At 44.4% G+C, this 17,961-nt stretch carries 17 protein-coding genes and 1 other annotated feature; of the genes, 9 read left to right on the forward strand and 8 right to left on the reverse strand.

What is annotated here, in order from left to right:
- Nucleotides 1–128: 128 nt before the first annotated feature.
- Nucleotides 129–974 (forward strand): YitT family protein, encoded by an 846-nt coding sequence (locus AM506_RS05755; RefSeq protein WP_060671531.1) that lies wholly within the window; start codon nucleotides 129–131, stop codon nucleotides 972–974.
- A 110-nt stretch (nucleotides 975–1,084) separates the two neighbouring features.
- Complete coding sequence (locus AM506_RS05760; protein ID WP_160316849.1) at nucleotides 1,085–1,768, forward strand: GntR family transcriptional regulator; 684 nt, start codon at nucleotides 1,085–1,087, stop codon at nucleotides 1,766–1,768.
- Nucleotides 1,769–1,823: 55 nt separating this feature from the next.
- On the opposite strand, the gene AM506_RS05765 is transcribed toward AM506_RS05760, so the two are convergent.
- Both AM506_RS05765 and AM506_RS05770 read right to left on the reverse strand, forming a co-directional pair.
- Nucleotides 1,824–3,380 (reverse strand): ABC-F family ATP-binding cassette domain-containing protein, encoded by a 1,557-nt coding sequence (locus AM506_RS05765; RefSeq protein WP_060671533.1) that lies wholly within the window; start codon nucleotides 3,378–3,380, stop codon nucleotides 1,824–1,826.
- A gap of 103 nt (nucleotides 3,381–3,483) precedes the next feature.
- On the reverse strand, nucleotides 3,484–4,599 hold the full coding sequence (locus AM506_RS05770; RefSeq protein WP_060671534.1) for an NAD(P)/FAD-dependent oxidoreductase: 1,116 nt from the start codon (nucleotides 4,597–4,599) through the stop codon (nucleotides 3,484–3,486).
- Between the two features lie 383 nt (nucleotides 4,600–4,982).
- Nucleotides 4,983–5,192, forward strand: a binding site (T-box leader).
- 73 nt (nucleotides 5,193–5,265) lie between these two features.
- Here AM506_RS05770 and AM506_RS05775 point away from each other — a divergent pair.
- Nucleotides 5,266–6,609, forward strand: a complete 1,344-nt coding sequence (locus tag AM506_RS05775; protein WP_060671535.1) for a sodium-dependent transporter — start codon at nucleotides 5,266–5,268, stop codon at nucleotides 6,607–6,609.
- Nucleotides 6,610–6,662: 53 nt separating this feature from the next.
- Here AM506_RS05775 and AM506_RS05780 read toward each other — a convergent pair whose 3' ends face one another.
- Nucleotides 6,663–7,184, reverse strand: a complete 522-nt coding sequence (locus AM506_RS05780; protein ID WP_060671536.1) for a superoxide dismutase family protein — start codon at nucleotides 7,182–7,184, stop codon at nucleotides 6,663–6,665.
- A gap of 326 nt (nucleotides 7,185–7,510) precedes the next feature.
- Here AM506_RS05780 and AM506_RS05785 point away from each other — a divergent pair, with 326 nt between their 5' ends.
- Complete coding sequence (locus AM506_RS05785) at nucleotides 7,511–8,473, forward strand: S8 family peptidase (protein WP_060671537.1); 963 nt, start codon at nucleotides 7,511–7,513, stop codon at nucleotides 8,471–8,473.
- A gap of 64 nt (nucleotides 8,474–8,537) precedes the next feature.
- Here the strand turns inward: AM506_RS05785 and AM506_RS05790 are convergent, their stop codons facing one another.
- Nucleotides 8,538–8,777 (reverse strand): YkuS family protein, encoded by a 240-nt coding sequence (locus AM506_RS05790; protein ID WP_060671538.1) that lies wholly within the window; start codon nucleotides 8,775–8,777, stop codon nucleotides 8,538–8,540.
- A gap of 61 nt (nucleotides 8,778–8,838) precedes the next feature.
- The gene (locus tag AM506_RS22955; protein WP_200908417.1) at nucleotides 8,839–8,994 is read right to left on the reverse strand and encodes a hypothetical protein; all 156 of its coding nucleotides are present in this window, start codon (nucleotides 8,992–8,994) and stop codon (nucleotides 8,839–8,841) included.
- Nucleotides 8,995–9,143: 149 nt separating this feature from the next.
- Here AM506_RS22955 and AM506_RS05795 point away from each other — a divergent pair, with 149 nt between their 5' ends.
- Nucleotides 9,144–9,581, forward strand: coding sequence for a ferritin-like domain-containing protein (locus AM506_RS05795; protein WP_060671539.1), 438 nt, complete (start codon nucleotides 9,144–9,146; stop codon nucleotides 9,579–9,581).
- A gap of 33 nt (nucleotides 9,582–9,614) precedes the next feature.
- Here AM506_RS05795 and AM506_RS05800 read toward each other — a convergent pair whose 3' ends face one another.
- Nucleotides 9,615–11,885 carry an ATP-dependent DNA helicase gene (locus AM506_RS05800; RefSeq protein ID WP_152968535.1) on the reverse strand — a complete coding sequence of 757 codons (2,271 nt, stop codon included), beginning with the start codon at nucleotides 11,883–11,885 and terminating at the stop codon, nucleotides 9,615–9,617.
- 101 nt (nucleotides 11,886–11,986) lie between these two features.
- Between AM506_RS05800 and AM506_RS05805 the strand changes: the two genes are divergently transcribed.
- Complete coding sequence (locus AM506_RS05805; RefSeq protein ID WP_060671540.1) at nucleotides 11,987–12,586, forward strand: YczE/YyaS/YitT family protein; 600 nt, start codon at nucleotides 11,987–11,989, stop codon at nucleotides 12,584–12,586.
- A 41-nt stretch (nucleotides 12,587–12,627) separates the two neighbouring features.
- Here the strand turns inward: AM506_RS05805 and AM506_RS05810 are convergent, their stop codons facing one another.
- Nucleotides 12,628–13,884: an ATP-binding protein gene (locus AM506_RS05810; protein WP_440480341.1), complete on the reverse strand. Its 1,257-nt coding sequence runs from the start codon at nucleotides 13,882–13,884 to the stop codon at nucleotides 12,628–12,630.
- Nucleotides 13,885–14,087: 203 nt separating this feature from the next.
- Nucleotides 14,088–15,137 (reverse strand): ATP synthase beta subunit C-terminal domain-containing protein, encoded by a 1,050-nt coding sequence (locus tag AM506_RS05815; RefSeq protein ID WP_060671542.1) that lies wholly within the window; start codon nucleotides 15,135–15,137, stop codon nucleotides 14,088–14,090.
- A gap of 222 nt (nucleotides 15,138–15,359) precedes the next feature.
- On the opposite strand from AM506_RS05815, the gene AM506_RS05820 reads away from it, so the two are divergent.
- The 3 genes from AM506_RS05820 (at nucleotide 15,360) to AM506_RS05830 (ending at nucleotide 17,956) form a co-directional block, all read left to right on the forward strand.
- Nucleotides 15,360–16,295, forward strand: a complete 936-nt coding sequence (locus AM506_RS05820; protein ID WP_060671543.1) for a glycerophosphodiester phosphodiesterase — start codon at nucleotides 15,360–15,362, stop codon at nucleotides 16,293–16,295.
- Between the two features lie 144 nt (nucleotides 16,296–16,439).
- Entirely contained in the window at nucleotides 16,440–16,766 is a 327-nt protein-coding gene (locus tag AM506_RS05825; RefSeq protein WP_060671544.1) for a cyclic-phosphate processing receiver domain-containing protein, read from the forward strand.
- A gap of 116 nt (nucleotides 16,767–16,882) precedes the next feature.
- Nucleotides 16,883–17,956 (forward strand): aromatic acid exporter family protein, encoded by a 1,074-nt coding sequence (locus tag AM506_RS05830; RefSeq protein WP_060671545.1) that lies wholly within the window; start codon nucleotides 16,883–16,885, stop codon nucleotides 17,954–17,956.
- Nucleotides 17,957–17,961: the final 5 nt, after the last annotated feature.

Raw genomic sequence — 17,961 nt, forward strand, 5'->3', positions numbered from 1 at the left:
ACATGCATTATAAAAACTTTTATACGTAAATGCTTTCATAAGGATTTATCATTTACATAGGGTTATACACTCTTTATAATCGGGTTGATTGTTTTTCAAACTACCGTTACTCAAAAGGAGCGTGCTCCATGTTGAAACAAGTTCAATCCTTATTAAACATATCTCTTGGTGCATTTTTAATCGCATTGAATATACATTTTTTCCTTTCACCCAATAAGGTGGGCACAGGCGGGACGAGCGGAGCCGGTATCGTGCTTTCTCAATTTATGGACTTACCTGTAGGCGTCATTATGTTTACACTGGACATGTTATTATTCATTCTTGGCCTGCTATTGATCGGTCCAAGTTTCGGCCTAAAATCCGTTTTCGCCAGTCTTTCCCTCAGCGGAATGGTTTGGGGATTAGAAGTGTTCCATCCTCTTCAGAACCCAATCGGACATGATGTCCTGATTCAAATAGTCATCGGGACGCTGATCGGAGCCATAGGCGTCGCCATGATATTTAATCAGGGTGCTTCCGCCGGAGGGACAGGGGTCTTGGCGAAAGTCATCCACAAATTTACCGGACTTGAACTGGGACGTGCCGTTCTTGCTTCGGATGTTCTCATTGTCCTTGCATCTGCGTGGTTCTTTGGCCTTCAAGTCGGATTATATGCATTCTTCGGCTTACTGTTGAAAGGGATGATGATTGACCGCACCCTTCAATTCTTCAACGAAAACAAAGAAGTGGTCATCATCAGCGAACATAGCGATGATATCAAGGAGTTTATCGTTGGAGATCTTGAAAGAGGAGCTACAGTGCATTCAGCCAAAGGCGCATTTTCCGATGATCAAAAAGAAGTCATCACCACCATTGTCGGCCGCAAGGACTTCTCTAAATTGAAAACATACATTCAATCGACCGATGAGAAAGCATTCATTACCGTACACAGCATGAACGAAATTTGGGGCAATAATTTTAAATCATTCGCTTAAAAGGCTGAATCGTCATCAGGTGGCTTCGGATAGAAGACACCTGATTTTGGTTCGGCCTCTTTTTCATATATGATAGGAAAAGGAAATATTCGATTGAATGGATGATGACCGTGAAGAAAAGACAGACCACAGAACTAAAAGTATATAGCCATCTAAAGGACGCCTTACTTGCTCGGAAGATCGCACCCGGTACCCAGCTGGTCGAGCAAGTCATCTCTCAGAAGATGGCTGTAAGCAGGACTCCTATCCGCCATGCGTTGAAGCGCCTGGAAGCAGAGGGGCTGGTTCAGATCATACCGAACCGCGGCGCATTCGTCGTCCATCCCACCAGGGAAGAGATCATTTCTTTTTTTGAAATGAGGAAAGAAATCGAATTTCTCACTGTAAAGTACGGCCTCCCTAAAGTTAGAAAATCCGATATGTCTAAGCTTTATTCGTTTCTTGAAGAGGAACAGGAAACCTATAGACAAAAGGACCTGTTAAAATACGTCGAGCTTAATAAGCAATTTCATTTGTTCCTTGCAGAAATAAGCGGAAATAAATTCCTGATTCGCTACATGGAAGAAATGCTGACTCAATCCAATGTATATCTGTTTTTATTCGATGTGTTCTATCATGTAGAGCCGGGGGAAAACGTCCGTTTCAGGGAACATGAGGAAATGGTGAAGGCCATTGAAAGTAAAGACCAGCAGACTCTCCTTGAACTGATCGACCTTCATATGAAACACAGTTTTGACGATTTGCGGATGGAGGATCACGGATATTCGTCCCTCGAATCTATTTTGGCAGAGTAGTCAGAAACAAGAAAAGCCGATCCCTTTCATTGCACAGAGATCGGCCTTTTTTGAGTTAGAATAATTTCGTCGTCCAGTCTTCACAGTTCCATACTTCCGTCGCTACATCCAGATAGAAGTCAGGTTCGTGACTGATCAGGAGAACGGTCCCCTTGTATTCTTTAAGGGCCCGTTTTAACTCTTCTTTTGCCTCGACGTCCAGATGGTTGGTCGGTTCATCAAAGACCAGGACATTCGATTCTTTGTTCATCAGTTTACATAGTCGCACCTTTGCCTTTTCCCCACCGCTCAGCACTTCTACCTTGCTTTCAATATGCTTTGTCGTCAATCCGCATTTAGCCAGGGCCGAGCGGACTTCCGCCTGATTAAGGGATGGGAACTCGTTCCACACTTCTTCAATGCATGTGTTACTATTTTTTGTCTTTATTTCCTGTTCAAAATAACCGATATGGAGATAGTCCCCAAGTTCCACCGTACCTGATATCGGTTTGATTTCGCCTAGGATACTTCGTAATAGAGTCGTCTTCCCGATTCCGTTGGCTCCTGACAGGGCAATCTTCTGACCACGCTCCATCTTCAGGTTGAGCGGTTTTGATAACGGTTCACCGTACCCGATCACAAGATCTTTCGTTTCAAAGATGACCCTGCCTGCGGTTCTCGCTTGTTTAAAATGAAACTCAGGCTTCGGCTTTTCAGCAGCCAGTTCGATCATATCCATCTTATCAAGCTTTTTCTGACGGGACATGGCCATGTTGCGGGTGGATACCCGGGCCTTATTGCGGGCAACGAAATCCTTCAACTCCGAGATTTCCTGCTGTTGTCTCTTGAAAGCTGACTCAAGCTGCTGCTTCTTCATTTCGTGGACCCGTTTAAATTCGTGATAGTCCCCTGCATAGCGATTCAATTCCTGATTTTCCATATGATAGATCAGATTGATGACACTATTTAAGAATGGTATATCATGAGAGATCAGGATAAAGGCATTTTCATATTCCTGAAGATAGCGTCTCAACCAGTTGATATGCTGTTCATCAAGATAGTTGGTTGGCTCATCCAGTAACAGGATGTCAGGCTTTTCAAGTAATAGTTTAGCCAACAATACCTTCGTCCGCTGTCCACCGCTTAAATCGTGCACATCCTTATCCAAACCGATATCGTCCAAACCAAGACCACGGCCGATTTCTTCCACCTTGGCATCAATGATATAGAAATCATTATTCGTCAGGGCATCCTGAAGGGTCCCTGTTTCCTCAAGCAATTCTTCCAATTCTTCAGGGGTGGCATCCCCCATCCTGGCAAACAGCTCATTCATTTCCGTTTCCATATCAAACAGGTATTGAAACGCCGTCTTCAACACGTCCCGGATCGTCATCCCCTGCTTAAGCTTCGCATGCTGATCCAGGTAACCGATACGGATCCGCTTCGCCCATTCCACTTTTCCTTCATCGGGCTCAAGCTTACCTGTAATGATATTCATAAATGTAGACTTTCCTTCTCCGTTGGCACCGATCAAGCCGATATGCTCACCCTTCAACAAACGGAAGGAAACGTCATTAAAAATCGCACGATCACCGAAACCGTGTGTTAAATTTTTGACTGTTAATAAACTCATGTCGTAAACACCTTTTCTTTCTATACTAAAATTCGCTCTCTCTATTATAAGGGTCCTTTTGCTTAGAAGATAGGGGGAAATGAGCTGGTGCTTTTTTCTACCCTTACCCGATGGCCCCCGCTACGTCATAGTCAGCTGGATCGAGATCGGTCGCTTCACCCATCACCAGTTTGGCAAGCTCCGATCCAAGATATGGACCAACCGTCAAACCTGAAGCCCCAAGACCATTAGCCACCCATACATCATCAAGCCCCGGCACTGCCCCGAAAACCGGAAGGAATCCAGGAGTGAACGGTCGGAATCCGACTCTTGTTTCGACTACCTCACCATCACCAATTCCAGGCGCGACAGCCGTTGCCTTCTGAAGGATTTCGTAGAGTCCGCCCGCTGTTACCCGGTGATCAAAGCCGACATCATTTTCATGGGTGGCTCCTGCCACGACTTTTCCCTCGGGGAAGGCAAGCAGATATTGATCATTCGGGGGCATGACGACGGGCCATTCACCCGTCTCTCCCCCTCTTATTTCCAGGTGGAGGATCTGTGCTTTCTGGGAGGTTACAAGAAAGTCTATTCCGAGAGGCTGAAAGAGTTCCTTCGCCCATGAGCCGGCTGTTACGATCACCCCATCGGCCTTAAGGACCTTGTCTCCTATTTTGACACCGGTGACCCGATCATGTTCGTGTAACAATCCGGCATCCCCATGTCGAAATGATGCCCCGTACTTTTTAGCCCCGTTCAAAAGCGCATTACGAAGTGCCCTGCCATCTACCCGGGCTGCGCCGCTTACGTGCACAGCCTGGAACTCTTCTGACAAGAGTGGAAAGCGCTGACGTGTTTCTTCTGAAGTGAGAAGCGTCAGCTCACCGATTTCCGGAGCATCCTCCCTGCGTTTCTCCGCCCTCTCCATCATTTTATGGAGCTTATGCACCTCCGTGTGGAGACTGATGGCCCCCACACGTTTATAACCTGTTTCAGTCTCACCGTCTGCTTCGAGTTGTTCTATGATGCTCGGATAGTACTTCGCCCCACCTTTAGCCAGCCGATACCACACTTTATTCCTCCGCTGTGACAGCCACGGGCAGACTATACCTGCCGCTGCATCCGTTGCCTGTCCGGGATCTTTCCGGTCGATAATCGTGACACCTGCTCCTGCTTTCGCCAGATGATACGCCGTTGAAGCCCCAAGAATCCCGCCACCTACGATAATAAATGATTTCATGTAAAACACCTTTTCATCCTATTTTTCTTTCATTTTACTTCAGTGAGAGGGCGAACTCAACGGCGGCGGACATGGGTACCAGGTACAAATTGGACTTTTGGTGCCTGGTACATTTTCGGGGTTTGGCGCCTGGTACACTTGTGGGGGTTTGGCGCCTGGTACACTTGTGGGGGTTGGTGCCTGGTACACTTGTGGGGGTTGGTGCCTGGCACCAAATCAGCATTCCGTGCCAGGCACTATCCCTACTTTCCGTACCTGCCACCTTCCCACTCATTCGTATCGAACCAAAAACCACCATCAATTCCAGACAATTCTCACTACTTTTCCCGAAATAGATTGACAAGTCGTTTTGATTCATGATAAAAATTGTATAACCTAATATTGAATAAGCTTTGAAGGAAACCAGTAGCGAACATTTCCCTGTTTAAGAGAGCCGGTGGTTGGTGTGAACCGGTACAAAGATGAAGCGAATTTCGATTCCGGAGCTTCTTTTGACGAGATCAAAAGACGGGTAAGACCGTTATGTGTGAAGAGTGATGAGAAAGATTTTCTCATAACTAGGGTGGTACCGCGATATCCAAATCGTCCCTACGATATGTAGGGGCGATTTTTTTATTTGGTCAAAAATGCCCGCACACGTCAATAAATACCGAAAGGAGAATGAGAATGAGTCAGCGTGAACAATGGTCATCGAAAATCGGCTTTATTTTAGCGGCAGCCGGGTCTGCCATCGGATTGGGGGCCATCTGGAAATTCCCTTATATCGCCGGTGAAAATGGCGGCGGAGCATTCTTCCTGATCTTTATTTTATTTACTTTATTACTCGGGCTTCCATTATTACTGGCAGAATTCTCAATCGGACGTACGGCCGGAAGCAATGCAGTGGATTCGTACCGAAAGATCGCTCCCGGGACCAAATGGCACTGGGTCGGTATCCTTGGGATGATCACATCCTTCATCCTGCTTTCCTTCTACAGTGTCATCGGGGGTTGGATCGTCGTTTATTTATTCAAAGCTGTTACAGGGCAGTTAAACGGCCTTTCTTCGGATCAATACGCAGAAGTGTTCGGGGCAACGATATCAAACCCCGGGATAAGTGTATTCGTTCAGCTTCTCTTCATCTTGATGACCATCCTCGTGGTGGCCAAGGGGATTGAAAAAGGGATTGAATTCGCAAGTAAAATTATGATGCCGGCATTATTCATTCTTTTCATTTTGTTAGTGATCCGCGCCGTTACCCTTGATGGGGCAGGTGAAGGAGTTTCATTTCTGCTCCAGCCCGACTTTTCCAAAGTGACGTCACAGACGATTTTAGAAGCGATGGGACAATCATTCTTTACGTTAAGTGTCGGGGTATCGGTGATGGTGACATACAGCTCGTACCTTCCGAAAACTCAGAGTCTGCCCCGTTCGGCGATCTCGATTGTGGCGATGAATATTTTCATCGTATTACTGGCAGGGCTTGCGATTTTCCCGGCAGTCTTTGCGTTTGATTTAGAGCCTGGAGCGGGTCCGGTGCTGCTATTTAATGTGCTGCCTACCGTGTTCAGCCAGCTTCCATTCGGGATGCTCTTCTTCATTGCATTCCTGGTGCTATTCTTATTCGCAGCATTGACTTCTGCGTTTTCAATGCTCGAAATAATCGTTTCGGTCATTTCGAAGGGAGACCCCGGTAAGCGTACGAAATGGTCTTGGATCATCGGTCTCGCCATCTTCGTGTGCGGTATCCCATCGGCTTTATCTTTCGGGGTACTTGGTGATATCACATTGTTTGGCAAAACGATATTTGACTTAGCCGACTTCACTGTAAGTAATGTATTGCTTCCGATCGGATCATTGCTTATCGCTCTGTTTGTACCGCTCAAAATGAAGAAAACCGCTTTATATGAAGAATTAAAGCAGGGAAGCGGATTGAAGCGGGGATTATTTGAAACGTGGTTCTTCTTGATCCGCTTTGTGGCGCCGGTGTTAATACTATTCGTCATGCTTGATGTTCTGGGAGTGTTTTAATCCCATCTGTTTCATACAAAAGGGTTGACCCTAGCGCGGGTCAACCCTTTTCTTTATGTTGTTCCATACCCCATGATCACTCCGCACGCCAATCGTTTCCCTGCATCTCCTGAAGGCTGCGACCTGAAGTCGTCCGGGTTCTGATGGATGATGACACCCTTCCCTATCACCTCATTCACTTTAAATTTATTCGTAAAAAAGGACATCTTTGCGTAACCGTCATTTGAAAACAAAACAGGAAAATCCCCTGCATGATTCCCATGTGGCTGATTGGTCGGATTCCAATGCCCTCCTGCAGACGTGAATGGTTCATTGGGATTCCCTATCTCACAAACCCCTTTTTCATGGAGATGAAATCCGTGGGGACCGATCGGCTTTTGATCACCCTTTCCTTCTTGATAGGATGGTAAACCTGTTATCTCGGCAAATACTTCCACTCCATTTTGAACCTCCCGAAAGAATACATATCCTCTAAGGCCAGAAGCGAGTGGACCTCCCTGAATGTGAGCATAGGCCATATTCGGAGCATTTCGGTAATAGGAATAGGCAGGATAGCCATATTGATAATAATTCATCCGTGTGCCCCCTTTCTTCACCCTATTTTATGTTGGAAACTTGGGTGACATGATGAAAAAACCGGAATATTGATTTTAACCAAACGTTTGTTTAACCCTGAAACCCCCTTTCCTATCAAGGGCTCGAACCGTTAGTCAAACGTTTGTTTAAATTTTCACTCCTAAAAGGGTCCCATTTCCTTCCCTCTATGCAACAGCCGGCGGAAATATGATTGGTTTTATTTTCCTATTACTATTATCCCTTTTCATTTTGTCCAAAAAATGTTATATTTTCAGAAACTTCTGATTTTTATTCTATACTCCAAACTATTTTAGGAGGGATTGCTATGCAATGTGAAATGAGGTTAATTCCCTATTTCATGGATGAAATGATTGTGGATGCAAATGAAATTCCTAAAGGCGTTGACTTAATTCAAGCCCCCAGCATGTGGAAGAATGGGTATAAAGGGAAAGGGATAACCATCGCCATCCTTGATACGGGATGCGATATCAACCATCCAGATCTTTCAGGAAGGGTGAAAGGATTCCGAAATTTCACCGACGATGATGACGGTGCAGAAGATAATGTAACGGATTACAGTGGCCACGGTACCCATGTAGCCGGCACAATTGCGGCAAACGAAAATGGTGAAGGTGTCATCGGAGTGGCTCCAATGGCTGACTTACTGGTGATTAAAGTTCTTGCCGGCAGCCGTGGAAGCGGTCAGTATGACTGGATCGTGAACGGAATTCTCTACGCCATCGAACAAAAGGTCGATATCATTTCCATGTCTTTAGGGGGACCTACAGATTATGACCCTCTGCACGAAGCCATTCAAAAAGCCGTGGATGCCAATATTCTGGTGGTGTGCGCTGCTGGGAATGAAGGCGACTCCAATAGCGGAACCGATGAATTTTCCTACCCGGCCTGCTACAATGAAGTCATTTCGGTCGGCGCCATCGATCTACAAAGAAAGTCTTCCTACTTTACCAATTCCAACAATGAAGTTGACTTAGTGGCCCCGGGCGAACAAATCCTATCGACCATTCCCGGAGAAAAATACGCCAAGCTCAGCGGAACCTCCATGTCAGCTCCCCACACCTCTGGAGCATTAGCTCTGATTAAAGAATTTGAACAGGCAGCCTTTGACCGGAAACTTTCTGAATGTGAAGTATATGCGCAGCTCATTAAGCGGACAGTACCACTTGGCTTCCCGAAAACACTGGAAGGTAACGGCCTGGTCTTTTTAACCGCTCCCGATCTCCTGCGTGAGCACTTGAGAAACCAGCCCCTTGCCCAGATTGGGTGATGGATTTGGATCTAATACACACAAAAAGAACAGCCATCAGTGGCTGTTCTTTTTTGTCTCGGGGTTATTGCAGTCTGCTTTCGACTTCCTGACAGATTTGATCGGCACTCAGTCCGCTTGCTTCGATGACAGGGCCTTGAGTCGCTACATTTTGAATACCCATTACATCTGTATCCATTCCTGTCACGACACAGCAGTCACACCCGTTTGCATCTGACTCCTGCTTAAGCTCCACTACTTCATGCCCCTGTGCCCGTAAGGCTTCTACAACGTTTGTTAAGGATTGTTCAACACCAATTCTCATGCCTTTACACCTCCTGGTTCTACATATAGGATTTTCTTTGGACGAAAAAGATATTCGTCCATTATTTTTTATTTACTTGTCTGCCGCTTTTCTTCTGACTTTGTCCTTTTGCATTTCCCGTTTGGGTATCAGATGCAAATTCCACATCGTTTTTGGCCTTTTGTTTCGCCAGCTGTTCAGAAGTTTGGTCCATACTCTTCCTACCCTGTTTAGACATGCTCATCCCTCCTCTGACTTTTATAGAATTAGAATCCCCATTTTCAGGCAAAATATTTGAAGGGCACTCGATTCCCTCCGGAATGTTTATTTTTACATCAGCCCGGGTAAATAGTCTCTATAACAACAATTTAAAGGGTGGTATTTTACATGGATGAAGCAAAATTACATGAATTGATTGATGGATTAAATGAGGATTTAGCCAATGAATATGCGGCAGTCATACTTTACACTAACTACGCTGCTGTAGTGAGCGGCTTATATCGTCAAATCTTAAAACCTTTCTTTGAAGAAGAAATTCCTGATGAGCAGGGTCACGCTTTATACCTTGCCGAAAAGATTAAAACGTTAGGTGGTCAGCCGACAACGACGCCGGCAGCCGTTAAACAAACGGATGATGTGAAGGAAATGCTTGAAGAAGGCCGTAAAGCCGAAGCAGATACGATTGAGCGCTATAAGAAGCGTAAAGAACAAGCAGAAGAATTGGGTCTTGTTGAGCTCAGCATCAAGCTTGATGATATGATCGCCGATGAAACGCATCACCTTGAAGAATTTGATCGCCTGTTAAAGGATCCTTCTTTTAACTAATGATAAAAGACCGCTGTTTTCAGCGGTCTTTTTTTACGTTATAATGCGATACTCTTTCCATTCTTCCAGCAATAAAGCCCGGTATTTAGGGGTCAAATACCGATCGTCGATCAGCTTAAGGACACCGCGGTCATCTTCCGAACGGATGAGTCTTCCTCCTGATTGAAATACTTTATTCAACCCGGGATATACATATGCATAATCATACCCGTTCATTCCCATGCCATTAAAGTAATCCTTGATGATCTCCTGTTCCACAGAAGGCTGGGGCAGCCCCACCCCTACCACGATCACACCCTTTAACCGATCTCCTTTCAAATCGATCCCTTCTGAGAATATCCCTCCGAGGACCGCGAGACCAATAACAGGATGTTCTCTATCACTCCGGAACTCCTGAAGGAATTCCTCTCTTTCTCTCTCGCTCATATTCGGCTCCTGAATGATGACACTTGCGTCCAATGATTCTTTATTCATCCTGTCATACGCTTCCTGCATATAAGAATAAGACGAAAAGAAGACGAGATAATTCCCTTTGTACCCATTGAACGTTTCTTCTATGGAACGCGTAATGATGGGAAGGGTCCGTTCCCTTTCCCTGAATCGGGTGGAGATCGGGTGGATTCCTACTTGCCACTGGTTGTGCTGGAATGGGGAAGGAATCAGGAATCGATAATCTTCTTCACTCCCGCCCAGCTGCTGAAAATAGTACGAAAACGGGTGTAGTGTAGCAGAGAAAAATACCGATGATTGATACGGACGTGCAACCTGCTTAATAAGCTTTGATGGATCGATGCAGTAAAGTTTCACTTCTAATTCATGGGAGCTTCGACCAATTACAAAACGATGTTCAAGAGAGTAGAGGTTTGAAATCCTCACAAAACTGATGCTGTCAAAATACAACTGCATAAATTCCTCCGACCACTCCCTGCCCGTTTCCCCCAGGCACTTTTCCGCAATTTCAATAAAGCTGACAACTGACTCAACGAGTTGATCGTCCAAATCAATCCGGGTGTCAGCACCGTCTTCTTTTTTCAATCGAAGAAATTGTTTATTAACCGCAGTGATTCCCTGCCTCAATCCGTCATGGTCAGGGTATAGCTTTTTAATTTGTAAGAAAGCTGACTTTTTCAGGGAGGCAGAATACATTTCCCTTCCCCTGCCTACGAGATTATGGGCCTCGTCTATGAGGAGAGTCGTCTTTTTCTTGCTTTCATCGCTCATCCTTTTCAAGGAAACCCTTGGGTCGAAGATGTAGTTATAATCGCAGATGACTCCGTCCACCAGGTAGGAAAGGTCGATGGAATATTCAAAAGGACACACTTTATGCTTTCTTGCGTATGATTCGAGAATCGGACGCGTGATGATGGTTTCTCTGGTCAAAATATCAATCAGCGCTTCGTTAATGCGATCATAATAACCGTTTGCAAATTCACAATACTCCTTCTGACAAATCGTTTCTTCTTTAAAGCAGATTTTATCTTTTGCCGTAATCGTAACCGTCCTGTGTGACAGACCCTCTTTTTCCAAAAGTTGAAGTGCCTCTTCTGCCACTGTACGGGTGATCGTTTTTGCCGTCACATAAAACCATTTGCTATTTCCTTCTGCCATTGCTTTTATGGTAGGGAAAAGGGTGGAAATGGTTTTCCCTGTTCCTGTTGGAGCATTGGCATAAAGGGCTTTCGATTCGGATACTGTTTTATATACCGCACCTGCGAGTTTTTTCTGTCCTTTACGATAGGATGGATACGGAAATATCAGGTCCTGAACACTTTTCATTTTCTTTTCTTCATTTGTCAGAATCACGTTGGCAAAAGGTGTATAGGCAACCAGGGTCTCATTCACGATACGCTCAAGCTCTTCAATGGAATAGGTTTGCCTGAATGACTTCGTTCTTTCCGATTCAATTTCAATATAGGTTAATTGAACCCCTACTTGTGTGAGCTGCTTTTCCTTTGCAAGCAGGTATGCATAGCATTCACCCTGAGCCCAGTGAACCCGGCTTCCTTCTTCAATCAAGTCGAGGTTTTTTACCGTAGATTTGATTTCCTCCACGGTCACTTCCCAGTCATCATAGTGAATGCCATCACAACGACCCTCAAGTTGATAGACCAGATCACCGGCTACGTGCTCCCCTTTCAGGAAGACCTCCTTCTCATCGCCTTCTTTATATTGTTTCTGCAGTTTCTGATGAAGTCTTGTGCCTGTGACCATAGAGGACCGGGACTGGAATCTCAGATCAATGCTTCCTTCCTTATAAACAAATTCTACTAACTCCCTGACGGATACCTTCATGGTTTTCTTCACGGATGTTTCACCTCCAGTTTTCAAAAGAAAATGATGATTCTAACTGTTTTCAGATGTACATATACATTAGACAAGCTGTTTGGAACGGAGGATTCGGGAGAATGAAGGCAAGATTGGTCTTTTATTGCATTGGATTACTATCTCTATCATTGGGGGTGTCACTGATTATCAAAGGGAATTTGGGAGCGGCTCCCTGGGATGCACTCGCCGTCGGGGAATCCACCCTGCTTCATCTATCGATCGGCACATGCATATTCATGAATGGATGCATTCTCATCCTCATAAACGCACTTTTATTAAAAGAAGGTATTCAATGGTTAGCCGCCCTCTCCATCTTTGTGATCGGGATGATGGTTGATTACTGGATCACGACGGGCCTTAAAACAATTGAACCCATTGGATTCGTTCAACAAGTATCTTTTGTCATGATCGGCATCCTGCTCCTCGGGATTGGTATCTCCATCTATCTTCAAGCCAAGCTCCCTTCAAGCCCCATGGATACTTTTATGGTGGCGATCCATCAACGTTTTGGGTTAAACTTGCGCAATTCCCGCTTGTTAAATGAAGCGATTGCCATCACCCTTGCCATGGTCTTCCACGGGGCTGTCGGCATCGGAACGGTCATCGTCGCCTGCACGTTAGGATTTATCATTCATATCTTCTATCCTATCATGGAACGTATGTACGGAAAATGGAGTTGATGAATTTTTTAAAATCAATAAAAAAACACTTAGCCATTCCCCTAAGCGTTTTGATTATTCATATAAGCATTTGCAGGATTCGAATCAAATTTTGCAAGCTTTTCATTATTTAACGGCAGGTTTATCGTTGCCACTGTTCCTTTATTCAGAATGCTTGAATAATGGACATTCCCGCCCATTGCTCCGATGATCCGCATGGACACGGATGTCCCAAGACCGGTACCCTGATCCTTTGTCGTGAAAAAGAGTGTACCGATGCGAGCGATTTGTTCTTTCGTCATTCCTTTGCCTGTATCCGTGACAGTGATGATCACCTGTGTATGGGTGACTTCCAGATGAATGGTGACACTGCCTTGGGGAGGAGTTGCCTCAATGGCGTTCTTGATAATATTGACGAGTGCTTGTTTCAATTTATTCCGATCTGTCAATAAATACCCATCTTCCCTCAAGTCTGCTTCAAGATAAACCCCTTCCTTCAATGCGTAGGCATTGAGGAGAACGGTGACATCTGAAAGGACTTCTTTGACATTGATCTTCTCGACCTTCTCGAGCTCAGGTTTGGCAAAGTTCAAATAATCGTTGATGATTTCCTCTGCCCTCCCCAATTCACTGAGTACAATCTTCAAATATTCATCATGATCACCGGTTACCTGCTTTTTCATCAATTGAAGGAACCCTTTCACAACGGTAAGGGGATTACGCACTTCATGAGCGATGGAAGCTGCGAGCTCACCGAGCGTGTTTAGCTTCTCCGACTTCATGACTTCTTCCCGCAATAACTTCTTTTCAATCATCCATTCATTCAGTTGAGCGGCAAGTCCGACCCCCAACACCTGGATCCCACCGAATATGAGAACATAGATCCCCATTTCCCGGTTACCCGATACAGGGACACCGGATACGAAGGCAAAGGAAAGCAGAATGCCGAGCATGACCAGGGCCGGCCAGAAACCAAGTAACACAGCAAACGTCACGCGTTTTCGTGAAGAGAATGACCAGAAACGAGTGGAAATCAAAAATGGCAGGATTCCCGCTAGAAAAGCACTGATGAATCCGAAGACAATCGCATCACCTCCATGGATGATACGTGCTGCCAGAATAAATAGAAAGACAATGACCCCGGCCTTCCTCCCCCCGTACAACATGGAAAGCACCAATGGTATATACCTGAAATCCCAATACAACCCAAAACTTTCATACGCGAAAATCAAACACATGAACGCTGCAACCCCATGTAATACACCAATGAATACAGGGGATTTCCCCAGCCTGTGATTTTCCAGGAGCGAGGTTTGAATGAGAACAGGAGCCAATATAATCAGAACATGTAATAATAGTTTCTCGATCAGCATCGATATGTCTCCCAGTATAAAAAGTATTACTTTACACATACGACAAAATTCTCGCAATTCCTCTTTCTTCTACCATGAATTTACGAAAAAAGTCATAGATAAGGGACGGACCTCGGGATTCCTTCCCGAGGTCCGTCCCCCATCTATGGTTAATTCAATTGTCCTTTATAGGTAAGTTCTTTGGGGTCGAGGTGGTTGTAGTTCCCTTGGAGTATTTTCTGTATGTCCCCGATCGTTTGTTGGATCGGTACGCTTTGGCCTTTGATTTCAGTGAATTCCTCTGCTACATAGAAAGGCTGGCTCAAGTATGCTTCGAGTCTCTCTCCAATTGTGAATAGTTCAAGGTCTGCTTCTGGGATTTTATCCTTACCGATCGTATTCATCAGGACGCGGATTTCTTTATATCGCCTTAACAGTTTCTTTGCCTTTTTGTGGGTCGTCGCATGGCTTGCTTCAAACGCTTCATCTTCCAGCAGGACGGACGTGGACTGAACGGGATGAATGGCAGGGTACAGACCACGGGTAGCCAGATCTATATCGAAATAACACAGGGAATCAAGTGGACCAAACGGGTCGTCTTCATCGACTGCTTCTCCGCTTGGATCAAATAAAATGGTCGTAATGTCAGGATAGCCCTCTGCTTCGAACCTCTCCCTCAATTCATACAGCTCCCCCGATACGATAAACGAACGATCAACATACAGGAGAATGCTTTCCTTATCATCCACCAATGTAACCTCCGCAAAGGCATCCTCAAGGGTGTGGCATTTCACATCAACGAATCCTTCAAGATCACTCAAACCAGGATAAGTTTGATCCGGTGTCAATAAAATGGCATGGTACCCCTTCTCTTTCAATACTTGTGTCATTTCAGCCAAAACGACAAATTGGCCAATCTGAGATCTCGCAACGAATCCGTTGGTCCCCCCCTGAACAATGGGTGCAAATAAATCGAGTGGTTTAATTCCCGTTTCAATCATACTTAATTTCCCTCCTTGAATAATTAATTCATCTAGCGTACAATTCGCCAGGTTTGCAAGGGTCACGATCGTTTTTACTTCGGCACGGCCCACCGATATTTTCCCTGTACATAAATTCGACACAGTCGCTGGCCTTAATCCCACCGTTTTAGCCGCTGACGTGAGATTCGGCACTCGCCTACGCAGTAATGACACATTTAACCTTAAATGATCTTCCATGGTAAATACCCCCCTTACTTTATAAAGTAATATATTTTACTTTCAAAAGCAACCTATTTTTATTTTAAAAGGTAAATTTTTTACTCCAAAGAGTAAAAATCAATGAATTATGCTTATTCCTCTTTTATATTAATCTTATTTTCTCTTATATTATTGTCCTAAATAAACAAGGTCGTACTTATAATGAAAAATAAGATCTTTTATTTAAAAGGATGAACGCAGATGAAAAATACGAAGCTACCTGAAACGTCCAATAAACAACACTTCATTGTCATCGAGATGATGATCGCTTTCTTTGTCCTGTTTTCCATCATCGTTTACTGGCTGCCTGTTGAAAAGGCCACACCACCCCCTTTCTTGCAAAAAGAAAATGAGCGCCCTCTTGTCATTGCACATCAAGGAGGAAAACATCTTGCACCAGGGAATACCATTGAAGCGTTCCAAAATGCGGTGGATCTTGGAGCCGATGTCATCGAAACGGATATACATATTACCAAAGACGGCCATTTGGTAACCATTCATGATCCCACAGTTGATGCCACAACGGACGGACGCGGATCTGTCAAAGATTATACGTTGAAAGAGCTTCAACGGCTTGATGCGGCATACTATTTCCAAGACCTGAAGGGACAGTACTCCTTTCGGGGAAAACATATATATGTCCCGACCCTCGAGGAAGTATTTCAGCGGTTTCCCGATATGAGGATCAATATTGAAGTGAAAGACGACAACCCTGAAGAGCGGATAGAAGAAATTGTACAGAAGTTAATGAAACTGATTGAAGAATACGATATGGAAGATAAAGTCCTCATCGCTTCATTCGATCAAAACATCATTAATCTAGTCGAGTCATCTTCCGAAGGGAGGGTTGCCACCCAAGGAGGTAAACAAGAAGTAAAAAAATTCGTCATCCTGCACAAACTGTTCATGAGAAATCTTTATAAATCGGATGTCGATGCCTTTCAACTTCCCCTTCAAGAAGGAAATCTGGACCTGACACAACCGATCCTGACTTCAGGCGCCCACCGCATCGGCCTCCAGGTACATTACTGGACCGTCAACGATCAGGAAACCATGGAAAGACTCATCAAACTCGGTGCAGACGGCATCATTACCGATCGACCTGATTTATTATTGAACATACTGGGGAGGAAATAGGAATAATGATTCAATAAGTTTCCTCACCAAAGACCCTCAAGAAAATTACAAATATAATGGTAATTTTCATACTATTGACCTATATAAGTGTTTGTCAATCTCTGTTACGCTTAAATTAAGTCAAATGACGAAAGAAGAATAAATATGACAGTAAATGTGTTTTTAGACGATTATCGACACTGTCCCCAAGGGTACATTCTCGCGCAAGACATCGATGAATGTATTGACCTGCTTCTTAATTATTCTATCGCTCATCTTTCACTGGATCACGACTTAGAGAGTAAGACACGTAATGGTTTAATGCTCGTCCACTACATGGTGGAAAAACAGTTATTTGCAGAACGCATCACGATTCATTCCGCAAACTCTGGTGCGGGCAAAAGAATGTTCAAGTATTTAAAAGAGGCACAGAACGACCGGAAGATGCCTCAGTCCATCCAAATCCAATTACGGCCTTTGCCTCTAAGATGAGTTATCATATATAAAGAACTGTTCCCTGAACAGTTCTTTTTTTGTCAATTTATTTAATTTGGTTTTTTCTTACTTTATAATAAGAAATAGAGAATTTTATTAAAGAGGGATACATTATGGGTTTTCTGAAAAAATTCCAATTTGTCGGGGGAAGGATTGCTAAAACGGGACTGGCCGTTTTCCTTACTGCTCTCGTATGTGAACTGTTGAACTGGCCGGCGACCTTTGCCGTCATAACCGCCATCGTCACCATTGAACCGACGGCTGCCAATTCAATCAAAAAAGCGTACGTCCGCTTTCCGGCATCGGCTATCGGTGCATTATTTGCCGTGATCATCACTCATACGTTAGGGGACCATGCCATTACCTATGCCCTTGTCGCGCTCCTGACGATCATCACCTGCCATAAGCTTCACCTGGGTGCTGGTATTCTGGTCGCTACATTAACCGGAATCGCCATGATACCCACGATCCATGATCACTACGTGGCGACGTTTTTCATCCGTCTTGGAACTACTACCATCGGACTGATTGTATCGACTTTGGTCAATCTGTGGATCCTTCCACCTAAGTATAGCAATACGATTTCAACCAACATTCATAATCTTTATTTCAAAACAGGGAATCTACTGGAAAGAAGGGGCTCTGAAGTCCTTCAGAATCATTCTCTGCACAGAGAGACGAAATTGATATTCAATGATATTTTAAGGGAAATTGAATCGACGGATACTCTTTGCGAATACCAGAAAGAAGAATGGAAGCTACACCGTTCCAACCGTCAGGAAATGCGCTGTTTCCATTATGAGTATAAGAAGCTGAACATCTTGAGACAAATTCTTTTTCATATTGGAAACATCATCTATCTGCCAGTTCACTATTCTTTCAGTGAAGAAGAAAAAGAGCGGATTATGGATGCAACATTAAGTTTAAAAGGAATCATGCACCAACCTTCATTTGAAATTCCAGACCATCATTTCATCCTTATGAAGAATTTATTGGAGGAATTCTGGGAGGATCAGGAGGGGCTTCATATGAAACCATTCCAATCCATGAAGCATCACTTCTCCTGCGAAACCATCATGCTTTATGAACTGTTATCCATTCATGATCTTATTGAAGAGCTGAGTGAAATTCACATCCTGGAAGAGCAGCATCGCAACGTATTGGAAAAAGCACTGTACCCGGAATGAGGGTG

Source organism: Rossellomorea vietnamensis (genome assembly GCF_001305855.1).
GTDB classification, from domain to species: Bacteria; Bacillota; Bacilli; order Bacillales; family Bacillaceae_B; genus Rossellomorea; species Rossellomorea vietnamensis_A.